Origin of the sequence: Halomonas sp. S3-1-1 (assembly GCF_023757625.1) — a bacterium.
GTDB lineage: Bacteria > Pseudomonadota > Gammaproteobacteria > Pseudomonadales > Halomonadaceae > Vreelandella.
This window is the reverse complement of sequence record NZ_JALGBZ010000003.1, coordinates 630251-649816: the sequence shown is the minus strand read 5'-3', so window position 1 is coordinate 649816 and position 19566 is coordinate 630251. Positions and strand designations below refer to the sequence as shown.

Below are 19566 nucleotides of genomic sequence, written 5' to 3'. Positions count from 1 at the left end.
ACCGGGCGGCCAAGCCCGCTCAGGGGTAGACGCATACGTCGGTGCCCAGAAACTGCTCGGAGAGCCTTGCGCAGGTACCCTCTTCAACGACCGCGGCTATCGCTTCATCGAGCGCGGCTTTTAGCGCTTCATCCTCCTGGCGCAGGCCGATGCCGATCCCCTCGCCGTAGGCGTCGTGGTGGGGCGCGGTCGCCTTGATCTCGAAGGCCTCGGCCTCGTCACGGGCCAGAAATTGGCGCATCGCGATCTCGTCGGCCAGCACGATATCGAGACGCCCGGCCAACAGGTCGCTGTTGACCTGCTCGGCCTGATCGTAGAGGCGCACGTCGACGCCGCTGTCACGCAGCGCGCGGCGGGCGTAGGTGGCGTTGGTGGTCGCCGACTGCACGCCCATTACCAGCCCGTCAAGGTCGTCGGGGATCACTAGCTCGCGCTCGCTCGCCGCCACGTAGGCGCCGGGGGTGAAGTAGTAAGGCCGGGTGAAGGCGATCACGCGCTGTCGCTGTTCGGTGATCGACATCGAGTTCATGATCATGTCGATGCGCTCGGCCTGCAGCGACGGAATGATACCGCTCCACCCGGTGGGCGCGATCTCGCACTCGCGCTCGAGTTCAGCGCAGATCGCGTGGGCGAGCTCGACTTCGAACCCGGTCCAGTCGCCGCTGGCGGCTTTATAGGTGAACGGCGGATAGGGCTCGCCGGAAATCCCGACGTTCAGCGGCGCGTCGGCGAAGGCGTGGGCGGTCGTGGTAAAGGCGGCCAGTACCAAGGCGGTCTTGATCGATACGTGCATGAAGTTCTCCCTTGTTATTAACAATAGTTATTAATGAATGGCCTCAAGCGGCGGGGGCGACGAAACGCTGGCAGCACGGGTCGTCGAACACCTCGTCCGGGCTGCCTTCGGCGGCAATGTAGCCTTTATCGAGGTAGACCAACTGGTCGGAAACTTCGCGGGCGAAGTGCATCTCGTGGGTGACCATGAGCATGGTGCGCCCTTCGTCGGCGAGCCCGCGGATGACGCCCAGCACCTCGTTGACGCGCTCCGGATCGAGCGCCGAGGTCGGCTCGTCAAAAAGCAGGATGCGTGGTTCCATCGCCAGCGCCCGGGCGATCGCCACGCGCTGCTGTTGGCCGCCAGAGAGAAAGGCGGGATAGGCGTCGCGGCGATCCGCCATGCCGACTCGCTCCAGGTAGTGCTCGCCGAGCGCGACGGCCTCCTTGCGCGAGCGGTTCTTGACTCGCATCGGCGCTTCGATGACGTTGCCCAGCACCGTCAGATGCGGCCAGAGATTGAACTGCTGAAAGACCATCGCTACCTTCGCGCGCAGCCGCTGCAGTTGGCCGCGGTCGAGCCCGGTGATGTCGCCCTGGGGATTGCGGGTGAAGCGAATCGCCTCATCCGCAATCGCCAGTTCGCCCTGGTCGGGCCGTTCGAGAAGGTTCATACAGCGAAGCAAGGTGCTCTTGCCCGAGCCGCTGGCGCCGATGATGGAGGTGACGCTGCCTTCGGGCACCGCCAGCGACACACCCTTGAGCACGTTGAGATCGCCGAAGCGTTTGGTGAGATTATGCGCCGATACCGCCGGCGCGTTGGGTGAGGAGAGAGAAGTGTGCTGAGAAAACGTCCGGGATGATGATGTCATAGGCGAATGGCCTCCGAGGCCCGGTGGGTGGAAAATTCGGCCAGCGCGCGTTCGGCGCAGGCCACCAGTCGTCGGCTCGCCTCGACGAGCGTCTCGGCGTCGACGGTCAGACTCAGGCGCACGAACCCCGCCGCCGAGGGGCCAAAGGCCTCGCCGGAGAGCACCGAGACGCGCTCCTCGTCGAGCAGACGGTCGGCGAAGGCCTGAGACGAGAGGCCAGTGGCGCGAATGTCGACCATCAGGAACATGCCCGCCGGTGGGCGAATCGCCGCCACTGCCGAGCTCTCCTCGAGCGCCTGACAGACCGCGTCGCGCCGCGCGCGGTAAGCGTCGCGCATGGCGTCAAGCCCCGGTGGCGGCGCGGTGAGCGCGGCGTGGGCGGCGTCCTGGATGAAGTCCGGGCAGCCGTAGAGCATGCACAGTGCCAGGTTCGAGAGATGCTGGATCAGCGCCTCGGGCCCCACCACCCAGCCCAGCCGCCACCCGGTCATGGCGTGGGATTTCGATAGGCTGCTGACCACCACGCAGCGGCTGGCCATGCCCTCGAGCGTGGCGGGGCAGACGTGCTCACCGTCGAAGATCAGCTCGGCATAGACCTCGTCGCAGATCAGCCACAGATCGTGGCGATGGCAAAGCGCGGCCACCGCCTCCCAGGTGGACGCATCGATCAGCTGGCCGGTGGGGTTGTGGGGGCTATTGAGCAGGATCGCCCGGGTGCGCGGCGTCACCGCCCGCTCGAGTGCCGCCACGTCGAGGCGAAATGCTGCGTCGCGATCGAGCGGCACGCGCACCATCTCGGCGCCGGTGGCGCGCAGCACCGCTTCGTAAGTGACGTAGTTGGGCTCGCAGACCAGCACTTCATCACCGCTATCCAGAAGGCACTGGGCGGTGGCGTAGAGCCCGCACTGTGCACCGGCCATGACGATCACGTTATCAGCGCCGACCGCGAGGCCCTGGCGGCGATAACCGTCGGCGATCGCCTCGCGCAGCGCCGCCTTGCCCTGCACGTCCGAGTAGTGGGTGGCGCCGCCCTGCAGGCTCGACACGGCGCTTTCGATGATCGGCTCGGGGGTGGCGAAATCCGGGTCGCCGACGGAGAGCACGGTGATCTCCTCGCCGGCGGCCTGGCGGGCCAGCGCCCGGTAGTGAATGTCCCAGGCCGCCGCGCCTTCGCCGGCAATACGCTGGGTCAGTCGTGAGTAGTGCATGAAAGCTCCATGGTGACTAGATGGATCGCTGACTGGGTGAATCCGCCAGGCGACGCTTTTCCGCCTGCCACGCTAAATCGGTGCCCTGGGGACTCGCCGCCCAAGCCTCGTATTGGCGGGCGACGTGTTCGGCCATGGCATCGGACACCGGACGAAGCGGGCGCCCCGAGGCCTGGGCGGCGAGCTGCGCCTTGCAGCTACGCTCGAGGTTTCGCATACGCAAGAACGCCTCACCGATGCTCCTGCCACCGGTCAGAAGACCGTGCTGGCGCAGCACCATCGCCCAGTGGCCGCCGAGGTCACGTGCCAGGCGCTCGCGCTCTGATAGCGACAGCGCGATGCCCTCGAAGTCGTGGTAGCCCAGGCGTTGGTAGAATTCCAGCGACCACTGGTTGAGCGGCAGCAGCCCCTCTTCCAGGCACGACAGCGCCACGCCCGCTACGGTGTGCGTGTGCAGCACGCAGGCGACCTCGGGCCGTGCGGCATGCAGAGCGCTGTGGATGGTGAAACCGGCTGGATTGACGCCGAGCCCAGTGGGGTCGTCGAGCACCCGGCCGTCGCCGTCGACGGTCACCAGCTGCTCGGCGCGCACCTCGGAAAAGCGCAGCCCGTAGGGGTTGAGCAGAAAGCGCTCGCCAGGCAGGCGGGCGGAAATGTGGGTGTCGATCCCGTCGTCCATGCCGTCCAGGGCGATGAGGCGATAAGCGGCGGCCAGGTCGTCGCGCAGCGCTTGCTCGTCGATTTGGGCGCTGCTCATGGCGCCGCCTCGACGACGCTCGCCGCCGGCGCTCCGTCGCGGGTGGTCACCCCGTCGAGAAACGCGTCGACCCGCTCAGGGTGTTCGGCCAGCCACTCGCGGGCCACGTCTTCAAGATCGCGCTCTTCGCGGCTATAGGCGCTGATGAAGTCGCTCTGCTCGTCGGCGGTGAAACGGAACTGATCGAGCAGGCGGCGCATGTTGGGGTTCGCCTCGGCGTAGTCGCGGGCGACGATGGTGCGCACGTCACTGCCGCCGCTGTCCGGGCCGAACACGCCCTCGGGGTCCTCGAGCAGTTGCACATCGTAGGCGGGAATCATCCAGTGCGGTGTCCAGCCGTAGAACAGGATCCAGCGCTGCTCGCTCACGGCGCCGGCCACTTCGCTGAGCATGCCCGGGGTCGACGAGGATAAAATCGACCAGTCGCCGAGGCCGTAGGTATCGTTGTCGATCGCCACCTCCATCATGTCGGTGACCGTCGAGCCGTTCTCGATGCTGTAGATACGCCGGTCGAAGCGCTCGGCCACCTCGGGGTCAGCAAGCTGTTCGGCACGGGTGATGCCCGCTTCTGCCACGTAGCCGGGTACGGCGAAGCCCATTCGGGCCCCTTCGACGTTATTGCCCAGATCAACGATCTTGCCCGCCGCCATGGCGGCATCGAAGCTCTCCTGCTGGGCCGGCAGCCAGCCAGCCAGGAAAACGTCGCTGTCGCCGCTTTGCAGCGTGCTGTAGCCCACCGTCGAGCTCAGTTCCTGGCGCGAGACGCGATAGCCCAGCGGCTCGGCGAGCTGAGCCAGAATCTCGCTTTTTACCGTTACCCCGGGCCAAGGGGGCACCACCAGACGCAGGGCGTCGCTTTCATCCTGTGCGGCCTGGGCCGTCAGCGGCACCAGGGCGGTCAACATCATCGTGGCCAGCAGACTTCTTCCCAACATGTCAGGCTCCTTTCATCGATTGTAAAATTATTTATTCTGCGATCGCGTTCATCCAGCTCAGCGCGTCGATCTCGATCACCAGCGGCGAGGCGGTCTCATAAAGCTCTCCCACCGCGCGCTCGAGCGTGGCCGGCTCTCCCGCCGCCCGGTAGCGACAGTCGAAGGCCTGGGCTAACGCCTCGAAGTGCGGCGCGGTCAGGTCGACGCCGAGCTTGTCCACCTCGTTCATCGCCATATAACGGCGAATCTCGTCGTAGCCCTGATTGTTCCAGATCAGCAGCGCCACCGGCTGGCCGAGATCCCGCGCGGTGGCGAGCTCGCCAAGCACGAACTGCAGCCCGCCGTCGCCGACCAGCGCGACCACCGGGCGCTCGGGGCAGGCGATGGCCGCGCCGAGGGCGGCGGGCAGACCGTAGCCGAGCGTTCCGTAGCCGGTGGCGGCGTTGAAGTAGCAGCGCGGCGCGGCCCTGGCCGCGAGAAAGTTACCCGCGTAGACCGGGCCGGTCGAGTCACCGACGATGATCGCCTCGGGCAGCGCCGCATCGAGCGTGGCGTAGAGCGGCACGTAGGGTGCAAGATCCGCGTCCTGCTCGAGCGCCAGCGCCTGGCGGGTTGCGGCGGCGCGGTCATCGCCGGCGCGCGGCTGGGTCTGCCCCTTCGGCAGTGCGGCGAGCAGTGCCTCCAGGGTCTGGCCGGCGTCCGCCACCAAAGCAAGATCGGCGCGCTGGTTGCGCCCGAGCTGCTCCGGGTCGATATCCACTCGAATCAGGCGGCCGGTCAGCGCGAAGCCCTCGTCGAACACCAGATCATAATCGGTTTCGCCAAGCTCGGTGCCCAGCGCCAGCACCACGTCCGCCTCGGCGGCCAAGCGCCTGGCGGCGGGGAGGCTCATGGTCGCGCCCAGGTCGAGCGGGTGGTTGCGGCCGAGCACGCCTTTGGCGTTGATGGTGGTCAGCGCTGGCGCCTGCAGTCGATCGACGAGCGCACGGGCGGCATCAGACGCGGCCACGCAACCACCGCCAAGTAGCACCAGCGGGCGGCTCGCCTGAGAAAGCCATTTGGCGGCGCGGGCCACGGCTTGCGGCGCCGGCGCCGGCGGGAACACCTCGATGGGGCGCACCTCGCCTACGTCCACCGGGGCATCGAACAGGTCGATGGGAATCTCGATATGCACCGGCCCCGGGCGGGCGCCCTGAAACACGGCGAAGGCACGGGCGATGATTTCGGGCAGCGCTGCGGGGTCGTGCAGGGTGTGGCTGAACACGCTTACCCCGGAAAGGGTCTGCTGCTGGTTGGGCAGCTCGTGTAGCCTCCCCTGCCCACGCCCCAACGTGGCGCGGCGGTTGACGCTCGAGATCACTAGCATCGGGATGGAGTCCGCCAGCGCTTGGCCCATGGCGGTGGCGATATTGGTCATGCCGGGGCCGGTAATGATGAAACAGGCTGCCGGCCGGCCGCTGGCCCGGGCGTAGCCGTCGGCCATGAAGCCCGCGCCCTGCTCGTGGCGCGGCGTCACGTGGCGCAGCGGGTACTGGCCCACCGAGCGGTAGAGCTCGATGGTGTGCACGCCGGGGATACCGAAGACGGTATCGACCCGGTAGGCGGTGAGCAGCTCGAGCAGAAGCTCGGCGCAGGTCTTTTTCATCGCAGCGCCTCCTCTGGAACCGGGTCGGGCAGGCCGCCGCGCGGGGTGCGCCGCAGGACACGTTCGACCATCGGTACGAAGTGAGAAAGCGGCAGCGTGTCGTACTCCGGGTCGAAGCTCGCCTGGTCCCACTCGTCGCAGAAGCGCACGGTGCGCGCGTAAGCCGGGTGATCGCGATACTGCTCGCGGGCGTGCGGGTCCTGGCCGAAGAAGTGGCGGTAGTGGTAGCCCTGAAAGAGCTCGTGATGGCGGATCATCCACACGTTGAGCGGGTCGACGTAGGGCTCGAGGATCGCGGCGGCGATCTCGGCGTGATTGGCTGGCGTCAGGTCGTCGCCGATATCGTGGAGCAGCGCGCACACCACCATCTCCTCGTCGGCGCCGTCGCGCAGCGCCCGGGTGGCGGTTTGCAGGCAGTGCTCGTAGCGGTCCACCGGGTAGCCGTGGTGGTCACCTGCGAGGTTTTTCAGGTGAGCGAGCACGCGGCGCGGCGCGTCGTCGACGTAGTCGCGAAAGCGGGCGTCGATCAGCACCCAGTCGTCACGCTTGGCCTCGGTGAAATAGCGAAAACGCGCCTGTTTCATGCGGTCTCTCCTGCGCCCTGATGAGCGCGCCGCTTTTGCAGAACGCGACGACGGCTGGCGGTGCTGTCCCGGTCGACGTAGCCCTGGCGCATATGGCGCACGCCGCCGGCGAGTTGAAAGGCACTGCGCCCGTGCAGCAAGCGGTAGTTGTCCATGATCAGCATCTGGCCGGCATCGAGCTTGAGATTGAGGGTCAGCTCATCGCCGGTGATCAGCTGGTAGAAGGCTCGGCGGGCGGCGTAGTAGGCGTCGAGCTCGTCAGGCTCCAGCGCAGGCACGTTCTCGGTGCGGTTGGAGTAGCGCACGCGTATCGGCGTACCGGCGCTGTCGAGTTCGATCAGCGGGCCTTCGCTCTCCAGATGGGTGTCCGCGTCCTGGTAGCGAAAGCGCGGTGTCACTCGGGTCAGGCAGGCGTAAGCGTCCGGGTCGCGCTGGCGCAAAAGCTCGGCGGCCTTGAAGCCGTCGGCCAGAGTGCTGTCGCCGCCATCGGCGGCGTTGGTCAGGCAGTGCAGCCAGATGTAGCCGGGAATCGGGTCGCGATAGGGATTGTCCGTATGCGGCTCGAGCCCGCGCTGGGTCATGGTCAGGTCATAGGCGTTGGCCACGGACTTCACATCCGCGATGCCGCCCCAGTTGGTGCGTCTGAGCGGGCCGACCCGGTCGATCAGCGTCTGCATGCCGTCTTCGCGGCCGGGCACGTTGGACACCACGACGAAGCCGTCGCGGTGCAGTGCCTCGAGCATGTCCAGAAGCGCGGCGTCATCACCGCAGGCCTGGTCGAAGTCGACGTCGGTGCGCGGCGCATCACTGGCGCTCCAGAGCCGGCGAGGCGCCTCGTCCTGCGCGTCGTTGAGCAGCGCAGCGATGGAGAATCGGCCCTGGTGGCCGTCGCTGAAGCGCAGCGACAGCGTGTCGCCTTCGGCCTTCGCGGTGTCGATGGCAAGATCCAAAGGCAGCTCGGCGGCCTCGATCAGGCGCTGGCCGGTGTAAGCGTCCAGCGTCGCTTCGTCGGGGCTGCGTTCGCGCAGCCAGAGCGCGCTCAGCGCCACGTTTCTGGCGTCGTGTTCGATTCGTAATCGGCGCTGATTCGGCTCGACGATGACATGAGTCATGGTGGCACCTCCCACGGGTGTGCTAGGAAAACACCCTACCTTAGCCTGCTTACGACCCGACCGACTTGATATAAATAGCCTTGTAATTGATCATATTCGCCATGAACCCCGAAACTTCACTCGAATGGCCCTATCCTCGCCCGGATTCGCCGCCGCTGCTGACGCCGGAGCAGGCGGCCTATACCCTGAGCGTCTGGCTGGTGCCGCGATTTTCGATGCTGACGCTTTTCTGTCTTCTCGAACCGCTGCGGGTCGCCAATCGCTTTGGCCACAACCTGTTCGCTTGGGAGCTGCTGTCCGTAGATGGCGGTGCGGTGGTGGCCAGCAACGGCGTGCGCATCGATGTCGACGGCGCGCTGGAGTCGATCGATCACAGCGCGCGGCTGATGGTGGTTTCTTCCTACGACGCCGAGGCCACGGTGGGCTTTAAAGAGCGCGCCGTGCTGCGCCGGATCGCCGCCCACGGTGGCTGGCTTGGCGGGCTCGACACTGCACCTTTCATTCTGGCCCGGGCGGGGGTGCTCGCCGGTCACCGCGTGGCGCTGCACTGGGAGAGCGTACCGGCCTTTCAACAGGAGTTTCCCGAACTCGAGGTCAGCCCCGCGCGCTATGAGCAGAGCCCTACCCGGCTGACCGGCTCCGGCGGCGTGGCCGGGATCGACATGATGCTCGAGTGGATCGAGCAGACCCACGGGCCGGCGCTGGCGGACGCGGTTGGTCGCCAGCTGGTGCACGAGCGCTCCGGCGGTCACGAAGGCAGCGCACGCTCGGGGCGCTACAGCGGCCTTTCGCGCAGCGTGGTGCGTGGGCTCGCATTGATGGAGGCAAACCTTTCCCAAGCGCTGCCGATTCCCGAAATCTGCCGCCTAGCGGGCCAGTCCCAGCGCCAATTGACGCGCCTTTTCCAACGCCACTTCAACGAGACTCCGCAGCAGTGCTATTTGGGCATGCGCTTGGACCGCGCCCGCCAGCTTCTCGCCGATAGCCACTGCCAGGTGACCGAAGCGGCCTTGGCCAGCGGTTTCACTCAGCCGGCGCACTTCACCCGCGCCTACCGGCAGCGCTTCGGCGAGACGCCCAGCACCACCGCCCAGCGCTACAAGACGGGCGGCTCATCGTCGTGAAAACGGCATAAAAAAAGCGCTGGCATTGCTGCCAGCGCTTTTCAATAAGTGCCTTTCTGCTGTCAGGCAGGCAACCGCCTACCCGACAAGGCGTCTTAGCGACGCAGACCCAGACGCTGAATCAGAGACTGATAGCGTTCGAAATCCTTGCGCTTGAGGTAGTCCAGCAGCTTACGACGCTGGTTAACCATGCGGATCAGGCCACGACGGGAGTGGTGATCCTGCTTGTTGGTTTTGAAGTGGTCCTGCAGGCCATTGATGTTGGCGCTCAGCAGGGCAACCTGCACTTCGGGGGAACCGGTGTCGCTCTCGCCGCGGCCGTATTCGTTGACGATCTCGGCCTTTTTCTCAGCGGTTAGTGCCATCTGTCTCTCCAGTCAGCAATATGCTTAACATTGAATGGGTGAGACCACGCATATTTGCAGTCTCAAGGCTATTTTCGCGCAGATCGCTGCATCCTTGCAACGTTTCTCCGACGAATTTACGAACGAGCGACCGTACTCAACAGCCGCTTCGGGGCCACTTCCTGCGGCCCCTTTACAACGCCGAGCCCGATAAACGCGTCGGCGTAATAAAGTCGTGCCAGATTCTCGAGGCCAAGCGCCGTGGCGTCGATCGCCGCGGGCTGGCCATGAGAAAGGCGCTGGTGACCGGTATCGTCCACCGTGAGCGCCGGCAAATGATCGACCAGCACATCCACGGGCATGAGTGTCGCCTCGCGGGTGGGCTGATCGGCGAGCGCCTCGATCTCCTCGAGCGTCCACATCGCCTCGCTATCAAACGGCCCGGTCTTGAGTCGTCTCAATGCGCTGATGTGGGCGCCGCACCCGAGCGCTGCGCCGATATCCTCGGCCAGTGTCCGGATGTAGGTGCCCTTGCTCACGCTCACCTCGAGCTCGAAGGCGGCACCCTCGAAACCGATCAAGCGGGCCTCATGAATGCACACGCGCCGCGCCTTGCGCTCGATCTCCTTGCCTTCCCGGGCAAGCTCGTAAAGCTTTTTGCCCTGGTGCTTGAGCGCCGAGTACATCGGCGGCACCTGGTCGATCTCGCCGCGAAAGCGCGCGATCGCGGCCTCGATATCGTGCTCGGTAAGCGTTGGCACGGCGCGACGCTCCAGCACCTCGCCCTCAGCATCGCCGGTGTCGGTGATCACCCCGAGTTCGACCCGGGTACGATACATCTTATCGGCTTCCAGCAGGTGGGCGGAGAACTTGGTCGCCTCGCCGAGGCAAATCGGTAAAAGGCCCGTCGCCATAGGGTCGAGCGTGCCGGTATGGCCCGCCTTTTGCGCCTCGAACAGACGGCGCACCCGCTGCAGCGCGTGGTTGCTGGAAAGGCCCTTGGGCTTATCCAGCAGCATCACGCCGTTCACCGGCAACCCCTTGCGGCGACGCGCCATTAACGCGGCTCCTCGCCCGCATCCGGCGTATCGTCTTCGTCCTGACGAGCGCGGTCACTCGAGACTGCCTCGTCGATCAGTGACGACAGCTGCTGACCGCGAACCACGCTTTCATCGAAATGAAAGCGCAATTCCGGTACGTGGCGAAGCTGGATGCGCTTGGCGATCTGGCTTCTCAGAAAACCGCTGGCGCGCTTAAGCACCTGCAGGTTTTCCTTGATACGCTCGGGTTCCTGTTCACCCAACAGGGTGACGTAGATGTCGGCGTAGCCCAGATCGCGGCTGACGGTCGCGCCGCTGACCGTCACCATGCCAAGGCGCGGGTCCTTGATTTCACGCTGGATGAGCACCGCCAGCTCCTTCTGGAGCTGGTCGGCTACCCGGTCGGTACGCTTGAATTCGCGCATGATTGCTCCTCGCGGCCCTTACAGGGTGCGCTCGACCTTGACCTGGTCGAAGACTTCGATCTTGTCGCCGACCTGGACGTCGTTGTAGTTCTTGACGCCGATACCACACTCGACGCCGTTACGAACTTCCTGAACATCGTCCTTGAAGCGACGCAGTGATTCGAGCTCGCCCTCGTAAATCACGACATCGTCACGCAGTACGCGGATCTTCTTATTACGATGCACGTTGCCTTCAACCACCATACAACCGGCAATTGCACCGATTTTCGGCGCACGGAACACGTCGCGGACTTCAGCAATACCGACAATCTCTTCTTTCCACTCCGGCGCGAGCATACCGCTCATCGCCTGCTTGACCTCGTCGATCAACTGGTAGATGACGCTGTAGTAGCGCAGATCCAGCCCTTCACGCTCGACGATTTCGCGCGCAGCGGCGTCGGCACGCACGTTGAAGCCGACCACGATAGCCTCACTGGCCAGCGCCAGGTTGGCGTCGGTGCCGGTGATACCGCCCACGCCGGAAGAGACGACCGCCACCTGCACTTCGTCGGTGGAGAGCTCTTCGAGCGCCCCGCGGATCGCTTCCAGCGAGCCCTGAACGTCGGCCTTCAGTACGATGTTGACCTTGGCCACCTCGTCCTGACCCATCTGGCTGAACATGTTCTCCAGCTTGGCTTTCTGCTGACGCGCCAAGCGCACTTCGCGGTACTTGCCTTGACGGAAGTTGGCGACTTCGCGCGCCTTGCGCTCGTCCGCCACGACCATGAAGTCGTCACCGGCGTCCGGCGTGCCGTCCAGGCCCTGGATTTCCACGGGCATGGCGGGGCCCACTTCCTCGACCTGCTGGCCGAGTTCGTTGGTCAGCGCGCGCACACGGCCGTAGTGCAGGCCGGCCAGTACGATGTCGCCGCGCTTGAGCGTGCCGTTTTGTACCAGCACCGTAGCGACCGGGCCGCGACCCTTGTCCAGACGCGATTCGACGACCACGCCCTTACCGGGTGCCGACGGAACGGCCTTGAGCTCGAGCACTTCGGAGGCCAGTTGGATGGCTTCCAGCAGTTCTTCCATACCGTCACCGGTTTTAGCAGAGACGTGAACGAACTGCGTATCGCCACCCCAGTCCTCGGAAATGACACCGTGCTGGGAGAGCTCGTTACGAATACGATCGAAATCCGCGCCCGCTTTGTCGATCTTGTTCACCGCCACGACCATGGGAACGTCGGCCGCCTTGGAGTGCTCGATCGCCTCGATGGTCTGGGGCATGACGCCGTCGTCCGCCGCGACTACCAGGATGACCACGTCGGTCGCCTTGGCACCGCGAGCACGCATGGCGGTAAACGCCGCGTGGCCCGGGGTATCCAGGAAGGTGACGCCGCCGTGGTTGTCTTCCACGTGGTAGGCACCGATGTGCTGGGTGATACCGCCGGCTTCGCCGGTGGCTACCTTGGCACGACGAATGTAGTCGAGCAGCGAGGTCTTACCGTGGTCGACGTGACCCATGACGGTCACGACCGGCGAACGAGTGATCTCTTCACCTTCGTAGGAGATGCCCTCGATCATTTCGGTTTCGAGCGCATCGTCCTTGACCAGCTTGACCTTGTGGCCCATCTCCTCGACAACGATCGCGGCGGTGTCCTGATCGATGGTCTGGTTGATGGTCACGGCCGCGCCCATGGTGAACATGGCCTTGATCACTTCGTTGGCCTTGATCGACATCTTGTCGGCAAGCTCGGCGACGCTGATCGATTCAGGAATCGAGACTTCGCGCACGATCGGCTGCGTCGGCTTCTGGAAGCCGTGCTTACCGTTGCCGCTGCCGCCCGGGCTACGACGGCCGCCGCGGCGTTCGGAGCGCTTGGCTTTCTTGGCCCCGCCACCGCGCTTACGCTCTTCGCGATCGCCGCGATCGTCGTCCTCGTCACGCCCTTTCTTCTTCGCCGCAGCTTTCTTCGGCGGCGCAGTGCGACGGTCGGTACGGCCTTCTTTCGGCGGTGCCGGGGGCATGTCGTCCGGTGCGGGCGTTTCGTCTATCTCGAGCTGCGGTACATCGATGTCCGGAGCAACGGCCTTGTTGGATGCCTCGGCCTGCTTGGCACGCTCGGCTTCCTCGGCGGCACGGGCCTTGTCGGCCTCGGCGCGCGCTTCGGCTTCACGCGCTTGCTGCACCTTGCGCTCGGCTTCTGCTTCGGCCATGTCGCCGACCAGCTGGCGCGGGCCGCTGTGAACCGGCTCCTGGGCTTTCGGCTTCTCTTCTTCGGCGCGCTTGACGTAGGTCTTCTTCTTTCTGACCTGCACTTCGATCGTCTTGCCACGCTCGCCGGTTTTGATGCGGCTGCGCGTCTTGCGCGTCAGGGTGATCCGATTTTTACCCGCATCGGCGGCGTCGCTGCCGCCGTGGCTTTTCTTCAAAAAGCTCAAAAGCGTCTGCTTGTCCTCTTCGGACACCGCATCGCTTTCAGAGGCGTGCTTGAGGCCCGCCTCTTTCATCTGCTCTAGCAAGCGGGGCACGTCGCGGCCCACCTTTACTGCAAAATCTTTAACTGTCATATCCGACATTGTGACCCTCCAAGCCCGTGACCTGTTTACTGTGTGTTCGAAGCCGCTTCGCTATCGTCTTCAAACCAGGGCGCACGGGCAGTCATGATCAGTGCCGCTGCGCGCGCTTCGTCTAACTCCTCGATATCGACCAGATCGTCGACAGACTGTTCGGCGAGATCTTCCATGGTAACGATGCCCTTGCTGGCGAGAATAAAGGCCAGATGGCGCTCCATGCCCTCCATTTCAAGCAGATCGTCCGCCGGCTGCGCGCCATCGAGCGCTTCTTCCGAGGCGATCGCCATGGTGAGTAGCTCGTCCTTGGCGCGTGCGCGCAGCTCTTCGACCAGCTCTTCATCGAACTCCTCGATTTCGAGCATCTCTTCAAGCGGCACGTAGGCGACTTCTTCCAGCGTCGTGAACCCCTCTTCGACCAGCAAGCGGGCAACGTCTTCGTCCACGCTCAGGTGGTGAACGAAAGAGTCCACGAGGCTATCGATTTCCTGCTCGCGCTTGGACTCGGCTTCGTCCTCGGTCATGACGTTGATACGCCAGCCGGTGAGCTCCGAGGCCAAACGCACGTTCTGACCGCTGCGCCCGATGGCCTGGGCGAGATTGTCCTGGGCGACGGCGACATCCATGGCGTGGGCATCTTCGTCCACCAGAATGGAGGCGACATCCGCAGGCGCCATGGCGTTGATGACCAGCTGCGCCGGGTTGTCGTCCCACAGCACGATATCGACGCGCTCGTTTTGCAGCTCCGAGGAGACCGCTTGAACGCGCGAACCGCGCATGCCGACACAGGCGCCGACCGGATCGATGCGTCGATCGTTGGTCTTGACCGCAATCTTGGCCCGCGAGCCTGGATCGCGCGCCGCGCCCTTGATCTCGATGAGCTGCTCGGCGATTTCCGGCACCTCGATCTTGAACAATTCGATGATGAACTGCGGATTGGTGCGCGACAGCTGAAGCTGAGCACCGCGCGCGTCGGCGTCGACCTTGACCAGCAGTGCCCGCACCCGCTCGTTCATGCGGTAGCGTTCGCCGTGGATCATTTCGTTACGCGCCAAAAACGCCTCGGCGTTCTCGCCCAGATCGATGATCAACCCGTCGCGGGTGGTCTTTTTGACGATACCGGCGACCAGCTCGCCTTCGCGGTCGGCGTACTGACGCACGACTTCCGCGCGCTCGGCTTCGCGCACTTTCTGCACGATGACCTGCTTGGCGGTTTGCGCGGCGATACGACCGAAAACGGCGTTCTCGATTTTCTCTTCGACGATGTCACCCAGCGCCAGGGGCGGGTCGCGCTGCTCGGCGATGGTCTGCTTGATTTCGTAGTCCGGAGTTTCGAACTCGTCGTCCTCGACCACCGTCCAGAAACGGTAGGTGTCGTAGTCGCCGCTGCGGCGATCGATCGACACGCGCACGTTGGCTTCTTCGTGTTCGAAACGCTTGCGTGAGGCGCTGGCAAGCGCCGCTTCGACCGCCTCAAAAATGACGTCGCGCGAGACGCCTTTCTCGTTGGAGATCGCGTCCACGACCATTAAAATTTCTTTACTCATGCGTATGCCTCGCCAGTAAACCTGTCCTTTATGCCTCGCCCAAACCGGGGGGCCGCCGTTTTTTTAATCGTCGAGCCTAGTCGTCGAACTGCGGGACAATGTGTGCAGCATCGATACTTTCGATGGGAAAGCAGTACTCTTCGTCGTCGAGCTGAAGTAACACTTCGTCGCCCTCCACCCCCGCGAGCAGCCCCTGAAACTTGCGCCGACCGCTGAACGCGGTGCGCAGCTTGAGCGCGACCTGATGGCCCTGAAAGCGCGTAAAATGATCCAGAGTATACAAGGGGCGTGCCATGCCCGGCGACGAGACTTCCAAGCGATACTCGCCAGGAATCGGGTCTTCGACGTCCAGAACGGCGCTGACCTGACGGCTGATATCGGCGCAGTCTTCAACGCTGACGCCGCTTTCACGCTCGATATAGATCACAAGCCTGGAGTGCTTGCCCTGAGAAAGATGGTCAATGCCCCATAGCTCGAAGCCCATGGCGGCAACAACGGGCTCGACCAGCGCGTGCAGCGCTGCATGTTTCGTGGCCACAGACGAAGCTCCTTTAGCCGTTGCATCAGGCACCTGGCCAGGAGTCATGAGAAAAGCTAGGTGGCTGATTGGCGTTACCTGAAAATGTGTCGTCGACCGCCCGGCCCTGCCGGCACGCCAGACACGCTTGGCTCGCAAAAAGCTACTCTTAAACAGTCGGCAGCGCCGCTATGCAAAAGCGCTACTAACAAAAAGCCCCTTCACAGGAAGGGGCTTTTTAAAAGAAACCTGTAGAACCATTTCGACAAACCGGTGAGATGTTGTTGCCAGCATCTTAAAGATTTCGCTGCGCATACACCGTTTGTAGAAAATGGTAGCGGGGACCGGATTTGAACCGATGACCTTCGGGTTATGAGCCCGACGAGCTACCAGACTGCTCCACCCCGCATCAATCAAGCTGGACGATATTAGCGACTTGTACTACTTTCGTCAAGCGCCTTTCTCGTCTCAGATATTGCTCACTCAAATCACATCCGTTGCCAGCTGTGTTGAGCGCTGAGAACCCGTCAAGGGTTTCTCAGTGGTGCCGAAGGCGGGACTTGAACCCGCACGACCGTAAGGTCACTACCCCCTCAAGATAGCGTGTCTACCAATTCCACCACTTCGGCATCAGGGGAGGCTAAATGAAAGCGGCTCAATCACTTACTCGCCGTTTCCCTCTAGCACTGGCGCTGCATTATCCACACTTTCCGAGCCTTCGTCAAGCGTTGGTACGCTTTGTTGTTGCTCGATCAAACGCGAATCCGGAATACCGGCCTCTGGCGACTGCCCCGCCTGGGTCGCGTAGTAGGCGAGCGCCAGCGACGTTACGAAGAAACCCGCCGCCAGAACGCCGGTGGTACGCGACAGGAAGTTGCCGCTGCCGCGCGAGCCAAAGACGGTTTGCGATGCACCACCGCCGAAGGAGGCGCCGGCATCGGCCCCTTTACCCTGCTGAAGCAGGATAAGTACAACGAGCGCGATCGCGATGACCACGTGAACCATTAAAATTGCAACTTGCATGGCGTTATCCTGCTGACTGACAAATAGCGAAAAAATCATCGGTTTTGAGCGAAGCGCCGCCCACCAAACCGCCGTCGATATCCGGCTTCGCGAGAAGCTCGGCTGCGTTGGCCGCGTTCATGCTGCCGCCGTAAAGAAGCGTGAGCGTATCGCCCAGCCCCTCTTCCAGCGCAGACAGCTGCGCGCGGATGCCGGCCATCACCTCCTGGGCCTGCTCGGGGGTCGCCGTGCGTCCGGTGCCGATCGCCCAAACGGGCTCGTAGGCCACCACCAGGCGCTTGCGCGCACCAGGCTCAAGCGCCTTGAACACCGCATCGAGCTGGCCCAGCACCACGGCCATGGTGCGCTCGGCTTCGCGCTCTTCCAGAGTTTCACCCACGCACAGAATCGGCGTCAGGCCGTGCTCGAGCGCCACGTTGACTCGCGCCAGAATCGCTTCGTCGGTGTCGCCGTAGAGCGCGCGGCGCTCCGAGTGTCCCACCAGCACGTAGGTGACGTCGAACTCGTTGAGCATCGGCGCGCCGACCTCACCGGTGTGCGCCCCGGACGCCTCGGTATTGAGCGTCTGGGCACCGAGTAACAGCGGTGTCGATTGAAGCGCGCGCTGGGCCGCATCCAGGTAGGGAAACGGCACGATCAACGCCGCTTTCACCTGACGGGGCAGCGCGTCGGCGGCAAAGGTGTCGGCAAACGTCTCCAGCAGTGCTTTGGAGCCGTTCATCTTCCAGTTGCCGGCGATCAGTGGTGTACGCATGGCTATCCTCACTCAAGGTGGAGCGAAATGGTATAGGAGCGGCCCTGTCAAGACAACCGCTGTCAACTCGCTCCGCTTTTCGTGCCAACGCGCCTCAACGTTTAGGCCAGCAGCGCCTCGACGCGCTGGGCGAGGGTTTTGGCAAGCCCCATGACATCAAGGTGCGAGCGCCCCTCGACCATTACGCGAATCAACGGTTCGGTACCCGACGGACGCAGCAGCACCCGCCCCTGGTCGCCAAGCTCCGCCTCGAGCCCGCTCACCGCCGCGTCGAGCTCCGGCGCCTTCATGACTTCCTTGGCGTCGGTGCCGGCGGGCAGGCGCACGTTGACCAGCGCCTGGGGCACCTTCTCGAACTCCCGTAGCAGCGTCACTAGCGTTTTTTGCTCGCGCATCATCAGCGCCAGCACCTGCAGCGCCGAGACGATCCCGTCACCGGTGGTTTGCGCGTGGGCGCAAACGATATGACCAGACGACTCGCCGCCAAGCTCCCAGCCGTTGGCCGCCATCTTCTCCATGACGAAACGGTCGCCCACCTTGGCGCGCTCGAAGGGAATGCCGAGCTTTTCCAGCGCCATGGCCAGGCCGAAGTTGCTCATCAGCGTACCGACTACCCCGCCCTGCAACAGGCCGCGGTCGAAGCGGTCGCGGGCGATCAGATAGAGGATGTCGTCGCCGTCGACTTCGCGTCCATCGGCATCGACCAGCAGCACGCGGTCGCCGTCACCGTCAAAGGCGATTCCCAGATCCGCCCCCTGTTGAATCACCGCCGCGCGAAGCGCCGCCGGGTGGGTAGAGCCCACGTCGCGGTTGATGTTGAGCCCGTCCGGCGAGCAGCCGATGACGCTCACCTCGGCGCCCAGCTCGCGAAACACGCTCGGGGCGATGTGATAAGTGGCGCCGTTGGCGCAGTCAAGCACGACCTTCAAGCCGTGCAGACTCAAGCGATCCGGCAGCGTCGACTTACAGAACTCGATATAGCGCCCGGCGGCGTCGTCGATCCGCGCGGCCTTGCCAAGCTGGCCGGCGCTAACGGTGTCGAGCGGGGCGTCCAGCATCGCCTCGATGCGATCTTCCACTTCGTCGGCAAGCTTCTTGCCCTCGGCAGAGAAGAACTTGATGCCGTTGTCGGCGAAGGGGTTGTGCGAGGCGGAAATGACGATGCCCGCGTCGGCGCGAAAAGTGCGGGTGAGATACGCGATACCCGGTGTCGGCATGGGGCCCAGAAGCGAGACATCGACGCCGGCGGCGGAGAGCCCGGCCTCCAGCGCGGATTCGAACATGTAACCCGAGATGCGGGTGTCCTTGCCGATCAGCACGCGGGTACGGCCCTTCTCGCGGCGCAATACCTGGCCTGCCGCCCAGCCGAGCTTGAGCATAAAGTCGGCGGTGATGGGCGCCTCGCCCACCGTGCCACGAATACCATCGGTACCGAAATAACGTCGTGTCATGAGAGTAGTTCCTTGTTGGTCGACGGCTCGCAGCCTTCCTGTAAAACCGCCCATGCCATGGTAACGGCATCCACGGTGGGGCCGACATCATGCACTCGTAGTATTTTGGCGCCTCTTTCGACCGCCATCGCCGACAGCGCCACCCCGCCGAACAATCGCTCCTCGACCGGACGGCCGAGCACCTTGCCGATCATGCTCTTGCGCGACATGCCGACCAATAGCGGAAGCCTAAGCGCTTCGAGCGCCTCCATGCGGTTCAAAAGGCGCAGATTGTGCTCGACGCTTTTGCCAAAACCAAAGCCCGGGTCGAGCAGCAGCCGGTCACGGGGCAGCCCGGCGGCCTCACAGGCGGCTATCCGCTTGCTCAAAAACTCGGCGACAGCCTGTTCGACGGGCACCTCGTAGTGCGGGGCGTGCTGCATCGCCTGGGGCTCGCCCTGGCGGTGCATCAGGCAAACCGGCAGCCCGCTTGCCGCCGCGGCGGCAAGCGCGCCTTCGCGCTCCAGCGCGCGCACATCGTTGATCATACTCGCCCCGCGCGCGGCGGTCTCACGCATCACCAAGGCGCTGCTGGTATCGACGGAGACCAGCGCGTCGAGCTCGCGCACCAGTGCCTCGACCACCGGCGCGACCCGGTCGAGCTCCTCCTGCTCGGGCACCGCCTCGGCCCCGGGCCGGGTCGACTCGCCGCCCACGTCGATCATGGCCGCACCTTCGGCGAGCATCTGCTCGGCGCGGCGCAGCGCATCGTCCAGCGCTACGTGGCGGCCGCCATCGGAAAAGGAGTCGGGCGTGACGTTGAGAATACCCATGACGCGGGGGAAGGAGAGATCCAGCCGGTGGCGACCGCACTGCAGTGACGACGCCGCTTCGAGCAAGGGCTCTGGGGTAGTTGGTTTCATGGCAC

The 19566-nt window shown here is 64.3% G+C and carries 19 protein-coding genes and 2 tRNA genes; 1 reads left to right on the top strand and 20 read right to left on the bottom strand.

The window, feature by feature from the left end:
- Positions 1–19: 19 nt before the first annotated feature.
- Genes MQW23_RS12345 through tmpA form a run of 8 tightly spaced genes read right to left on the bottom strand, consistent with a single transcriptional unit; the run spans position 20 to position 7884 of the window.
- Positions 20–793, bottom strand: a complete 774-nt coding sequence (locus MQW23_RS12345; RefSeq protein WP_252108417.1) for a transporter substrate-binding domain-containing protein — start codon at positions 791–793, stop codon at positions 20–22.
- Between the two features lie 43 nt (positions 794–836).
- Positions 837–1643: an ABC transporter ATP-binding protein gene (locus MQW23_RS12340; protein ID WP_252108415.1), complete on the bottom strand. Its 807-nt coding sequence runs from the start codon at positions 1641–1643 to the stop codon at positions 837–839.
- The gene (locus MQW23_RS12335; protein ID WP_252108413.1) at positions 1640–2851 is read right to left on the bottom strand and encodes a pyridoxal phosphate-dependent aminotransferase; all 1212 of its coding nucleotides are present in this window, start codon (positions 2849–2851) and stop codon (positions 1640–1642) included. The genes MQW23_RS12340 and MQW23_RS12335 overlap by 4 nt, the downstream gene beginning before the upstream one ends.
- A gap of 16 nt (positions 2852–2867) precedes the next feature.
- Positions 2868–3608, bottom strand: coding sequence for a class II aldolase/adducin family protein (locus MQW23_RS12330; RefSeq protein WP_252108411.1), 741 nt, complete (start codon positions 3606–3608; stop codon positions 2868–2870).
- Positions 3605–4543: an ABC transporter substrate-binding protein gene (locus MQW23_RS12325; protein WP_252108408.1), complete on the bottom strand. Its 939-nt coding sequence runs from the start codon at positions 4541–4543 to the stop codon at positions 3605–3607. Before MQW23_RS12325 ends, MQW23_RS12330 begins: the two co-directional genes overlap by 4 nt.
- A gap of 31 nt (positions 4544–4574) precedes the next feature.
- Entirely contained in the window at positions 4575–6188 is a 1614-nt protein-coding gene (locus MQW23_RS12320) for a 5-guanidino-2-oxopentanoate decarboxylase (protein ID WP_252108406.1), read from the bottom strand.
- Complete coding sequence (locus MQW23_RS12315; protein ID WP_252108404.1) at positions 6185–6772, bottom strand: HD domain-containing protein; 588 nt, start codon at positions 6770–6772, stop codon at positions 6185–6187. Before MQW23_RS12315 ends, MQW23_RS12320 begins: the two co-directional genes overlap by 4 nt.
- The gene (gene tmpA / locus MQW23_RS12310) at positions 6769–7884 is read right to left on the bottom strand and encodes a 2-trimethylaminoethylphosphonate dioxygenase (RefSeq protein ID WP_252108402.1); all 1116 of its coding nucleotides are present in this window, start codon (positions 7882–7884) and stop codon (positions 6769–6771) included. The genes MQW23_RS12315 and tmpA overlap by 4 nt, the downstream gene beginning before the upstream one ends.
- Before the next feature lie 101 nt (positions 7885–7985).
- Here tmpA and MQW23_RS12305 point away from each other — a divergent pair, with 101 nt between their 5' ends.
- Positions 7986–9008: a GlxA family transcriptional regulator gene (locus MQW23_RS12305; protein WP_252108400.1), complete on the top strand. Its 1023-nt coding sequence runs from the start codon at positions 7986–7988 to the stop codon at positions 9006–9008.
- Between the two features lie 95 nt (positions 9009–9103).
- Here MQW23_RS12305 and rpsO read toward each other — a convergent pair whose 3' ends face one another.
- From rpsO to folP, 12 genes are all read right to left on the bottom strand, one after another.
- Positions 9104–9373: a 30S ribosomal protein S15 gene (rpsO, locus tag MQW23_RS12300; RefSeq protein ID WP_074397689.1), complete on the bottom strand. Its 270-nt coding sequence runs from the start codon at positions 9371–9373 to the stop codon at positions 9104–9106.
- Between the two features lie 116 nt (positions 9374–9489).
- A complete protein-coding gene (gene truB / locus MQW23_RS12295) occupies positions 9490–10410 on the bottom strand; it encodes a tRNA pseudouridine(55) synthase TruB (protein ID WP_252108397.1) in 921 nt (306 codons plus the stop codon).
- Positions 10410–10817: a 30S ribosome-binding factor RbfA gene (rbfA, locus tag MQW23_RS12290; protein WP_252108395.1), complete on the bottom strand. Its 408-nt coding sequence runs from the start codon at positions 10815–10817 to the stop codon at positions 10410–10412. The genes truB and rbfA overlap by 1 nt, the downstream gene beginning before the upstream one ends.
- Positions 10818–10835: 18 nt before the next feature.
- The gene (infB, locus tag MQW23_RS12285) at positions 10836–13373 is read right to left on the bottom strand and encodes a translation initiation factor IF-2 (RefSeq protein WP_252108393.1); all 2538 of its coding nucleotides are present in this window, start codon (positions 13371–13373) and stop codon (positions 10836–10838) included.
- 26 nt (positions 13374–13399) lie between these two features.
- Entirely contained in the window at positions 13400–14914 is a 1515-nt protein-coding gene (gene nusA / locus MQW23_RS12280) for a transcription termination factor NusA (protein ID WP_252108391.1), read from the bottom strand.
- 76 nt (positions 14915–14990) lie between these two features.
- A complete protein-coding gene (gene rimP, locus MQW23_RS12275) occupies positions 14991–15452 on the bottom strand; it encodes a ribosome maturation factor RimP (RefSeq protein WP_252108389.1) in 462 nt (153 codons plus the stop codon).
- A 311-nt stretch (positions 15453–15763) separates the two neighbouring features.
- Positions 15764–15840 (bottom strand) — tRNA-Met (locus MQW23_RS12270).
- Between the two features lie 133 nt (positions 15841–15973).
- Positions 15974–16060, bottom strand: a tRNA-Leu gene (locus tag MQW23_RS12265).
- Positions 16061–16094: 34 nt separating this feature from the next.
- Positions 16095–16454 (bottom strand): preprotein translocase subunit SecG, encoded by a 360-nt coding sequence (secG, locus tag MQW23_RS12260; RefSeq protein WP_252108387.1) that lies wholly within the window; start codon positions 16452–16454, stop codon positions 16095–16097.
- A gap of 4 nt (positions 16455–16458) precedes the next feature.
- The gene (tpiA, locus tag MQW23_RS12255; RefSeq protein ID WP_252108386.1) at positions 16459–17208 is read right to left on the bottom strand and encodes a triose-phosphate isomerase; all 750 of its coding nucleotides are present in this window, start codon (positions 17206–17208) and stop codon (positions 16459–16461) included.
- A 101-nt stretch (positions 17209–17309) separates the two neighbouring features.
- Positions 17310–18659, bottom strand: coding sequence for a phosphoglucosamine mutase (gene glmM / locus MQW23_RS12250; RefSeq protein WP_252108385.1), 1350 nt, complete (start codon positions 18657–18659; stop codon positions 17310–17312).
- The gene (folP, locus tag MQW23_RS12245; protein ID WP_252108384.1) at positions 18656–19561 is read right to left on the bottom strand and encodes a dihydropteroate synthase; all 906 of its coding nucleotides are present in this window, start codon (positions 19559–19561) and stop codon (positions 18656–18658) included. The genes glmM and folP overlap by 4 nt, the downstream gene beginning before the upstream one ends.
- Between the last annotated feature and the right edge of the window lie 5 nt (positions 19562–19566).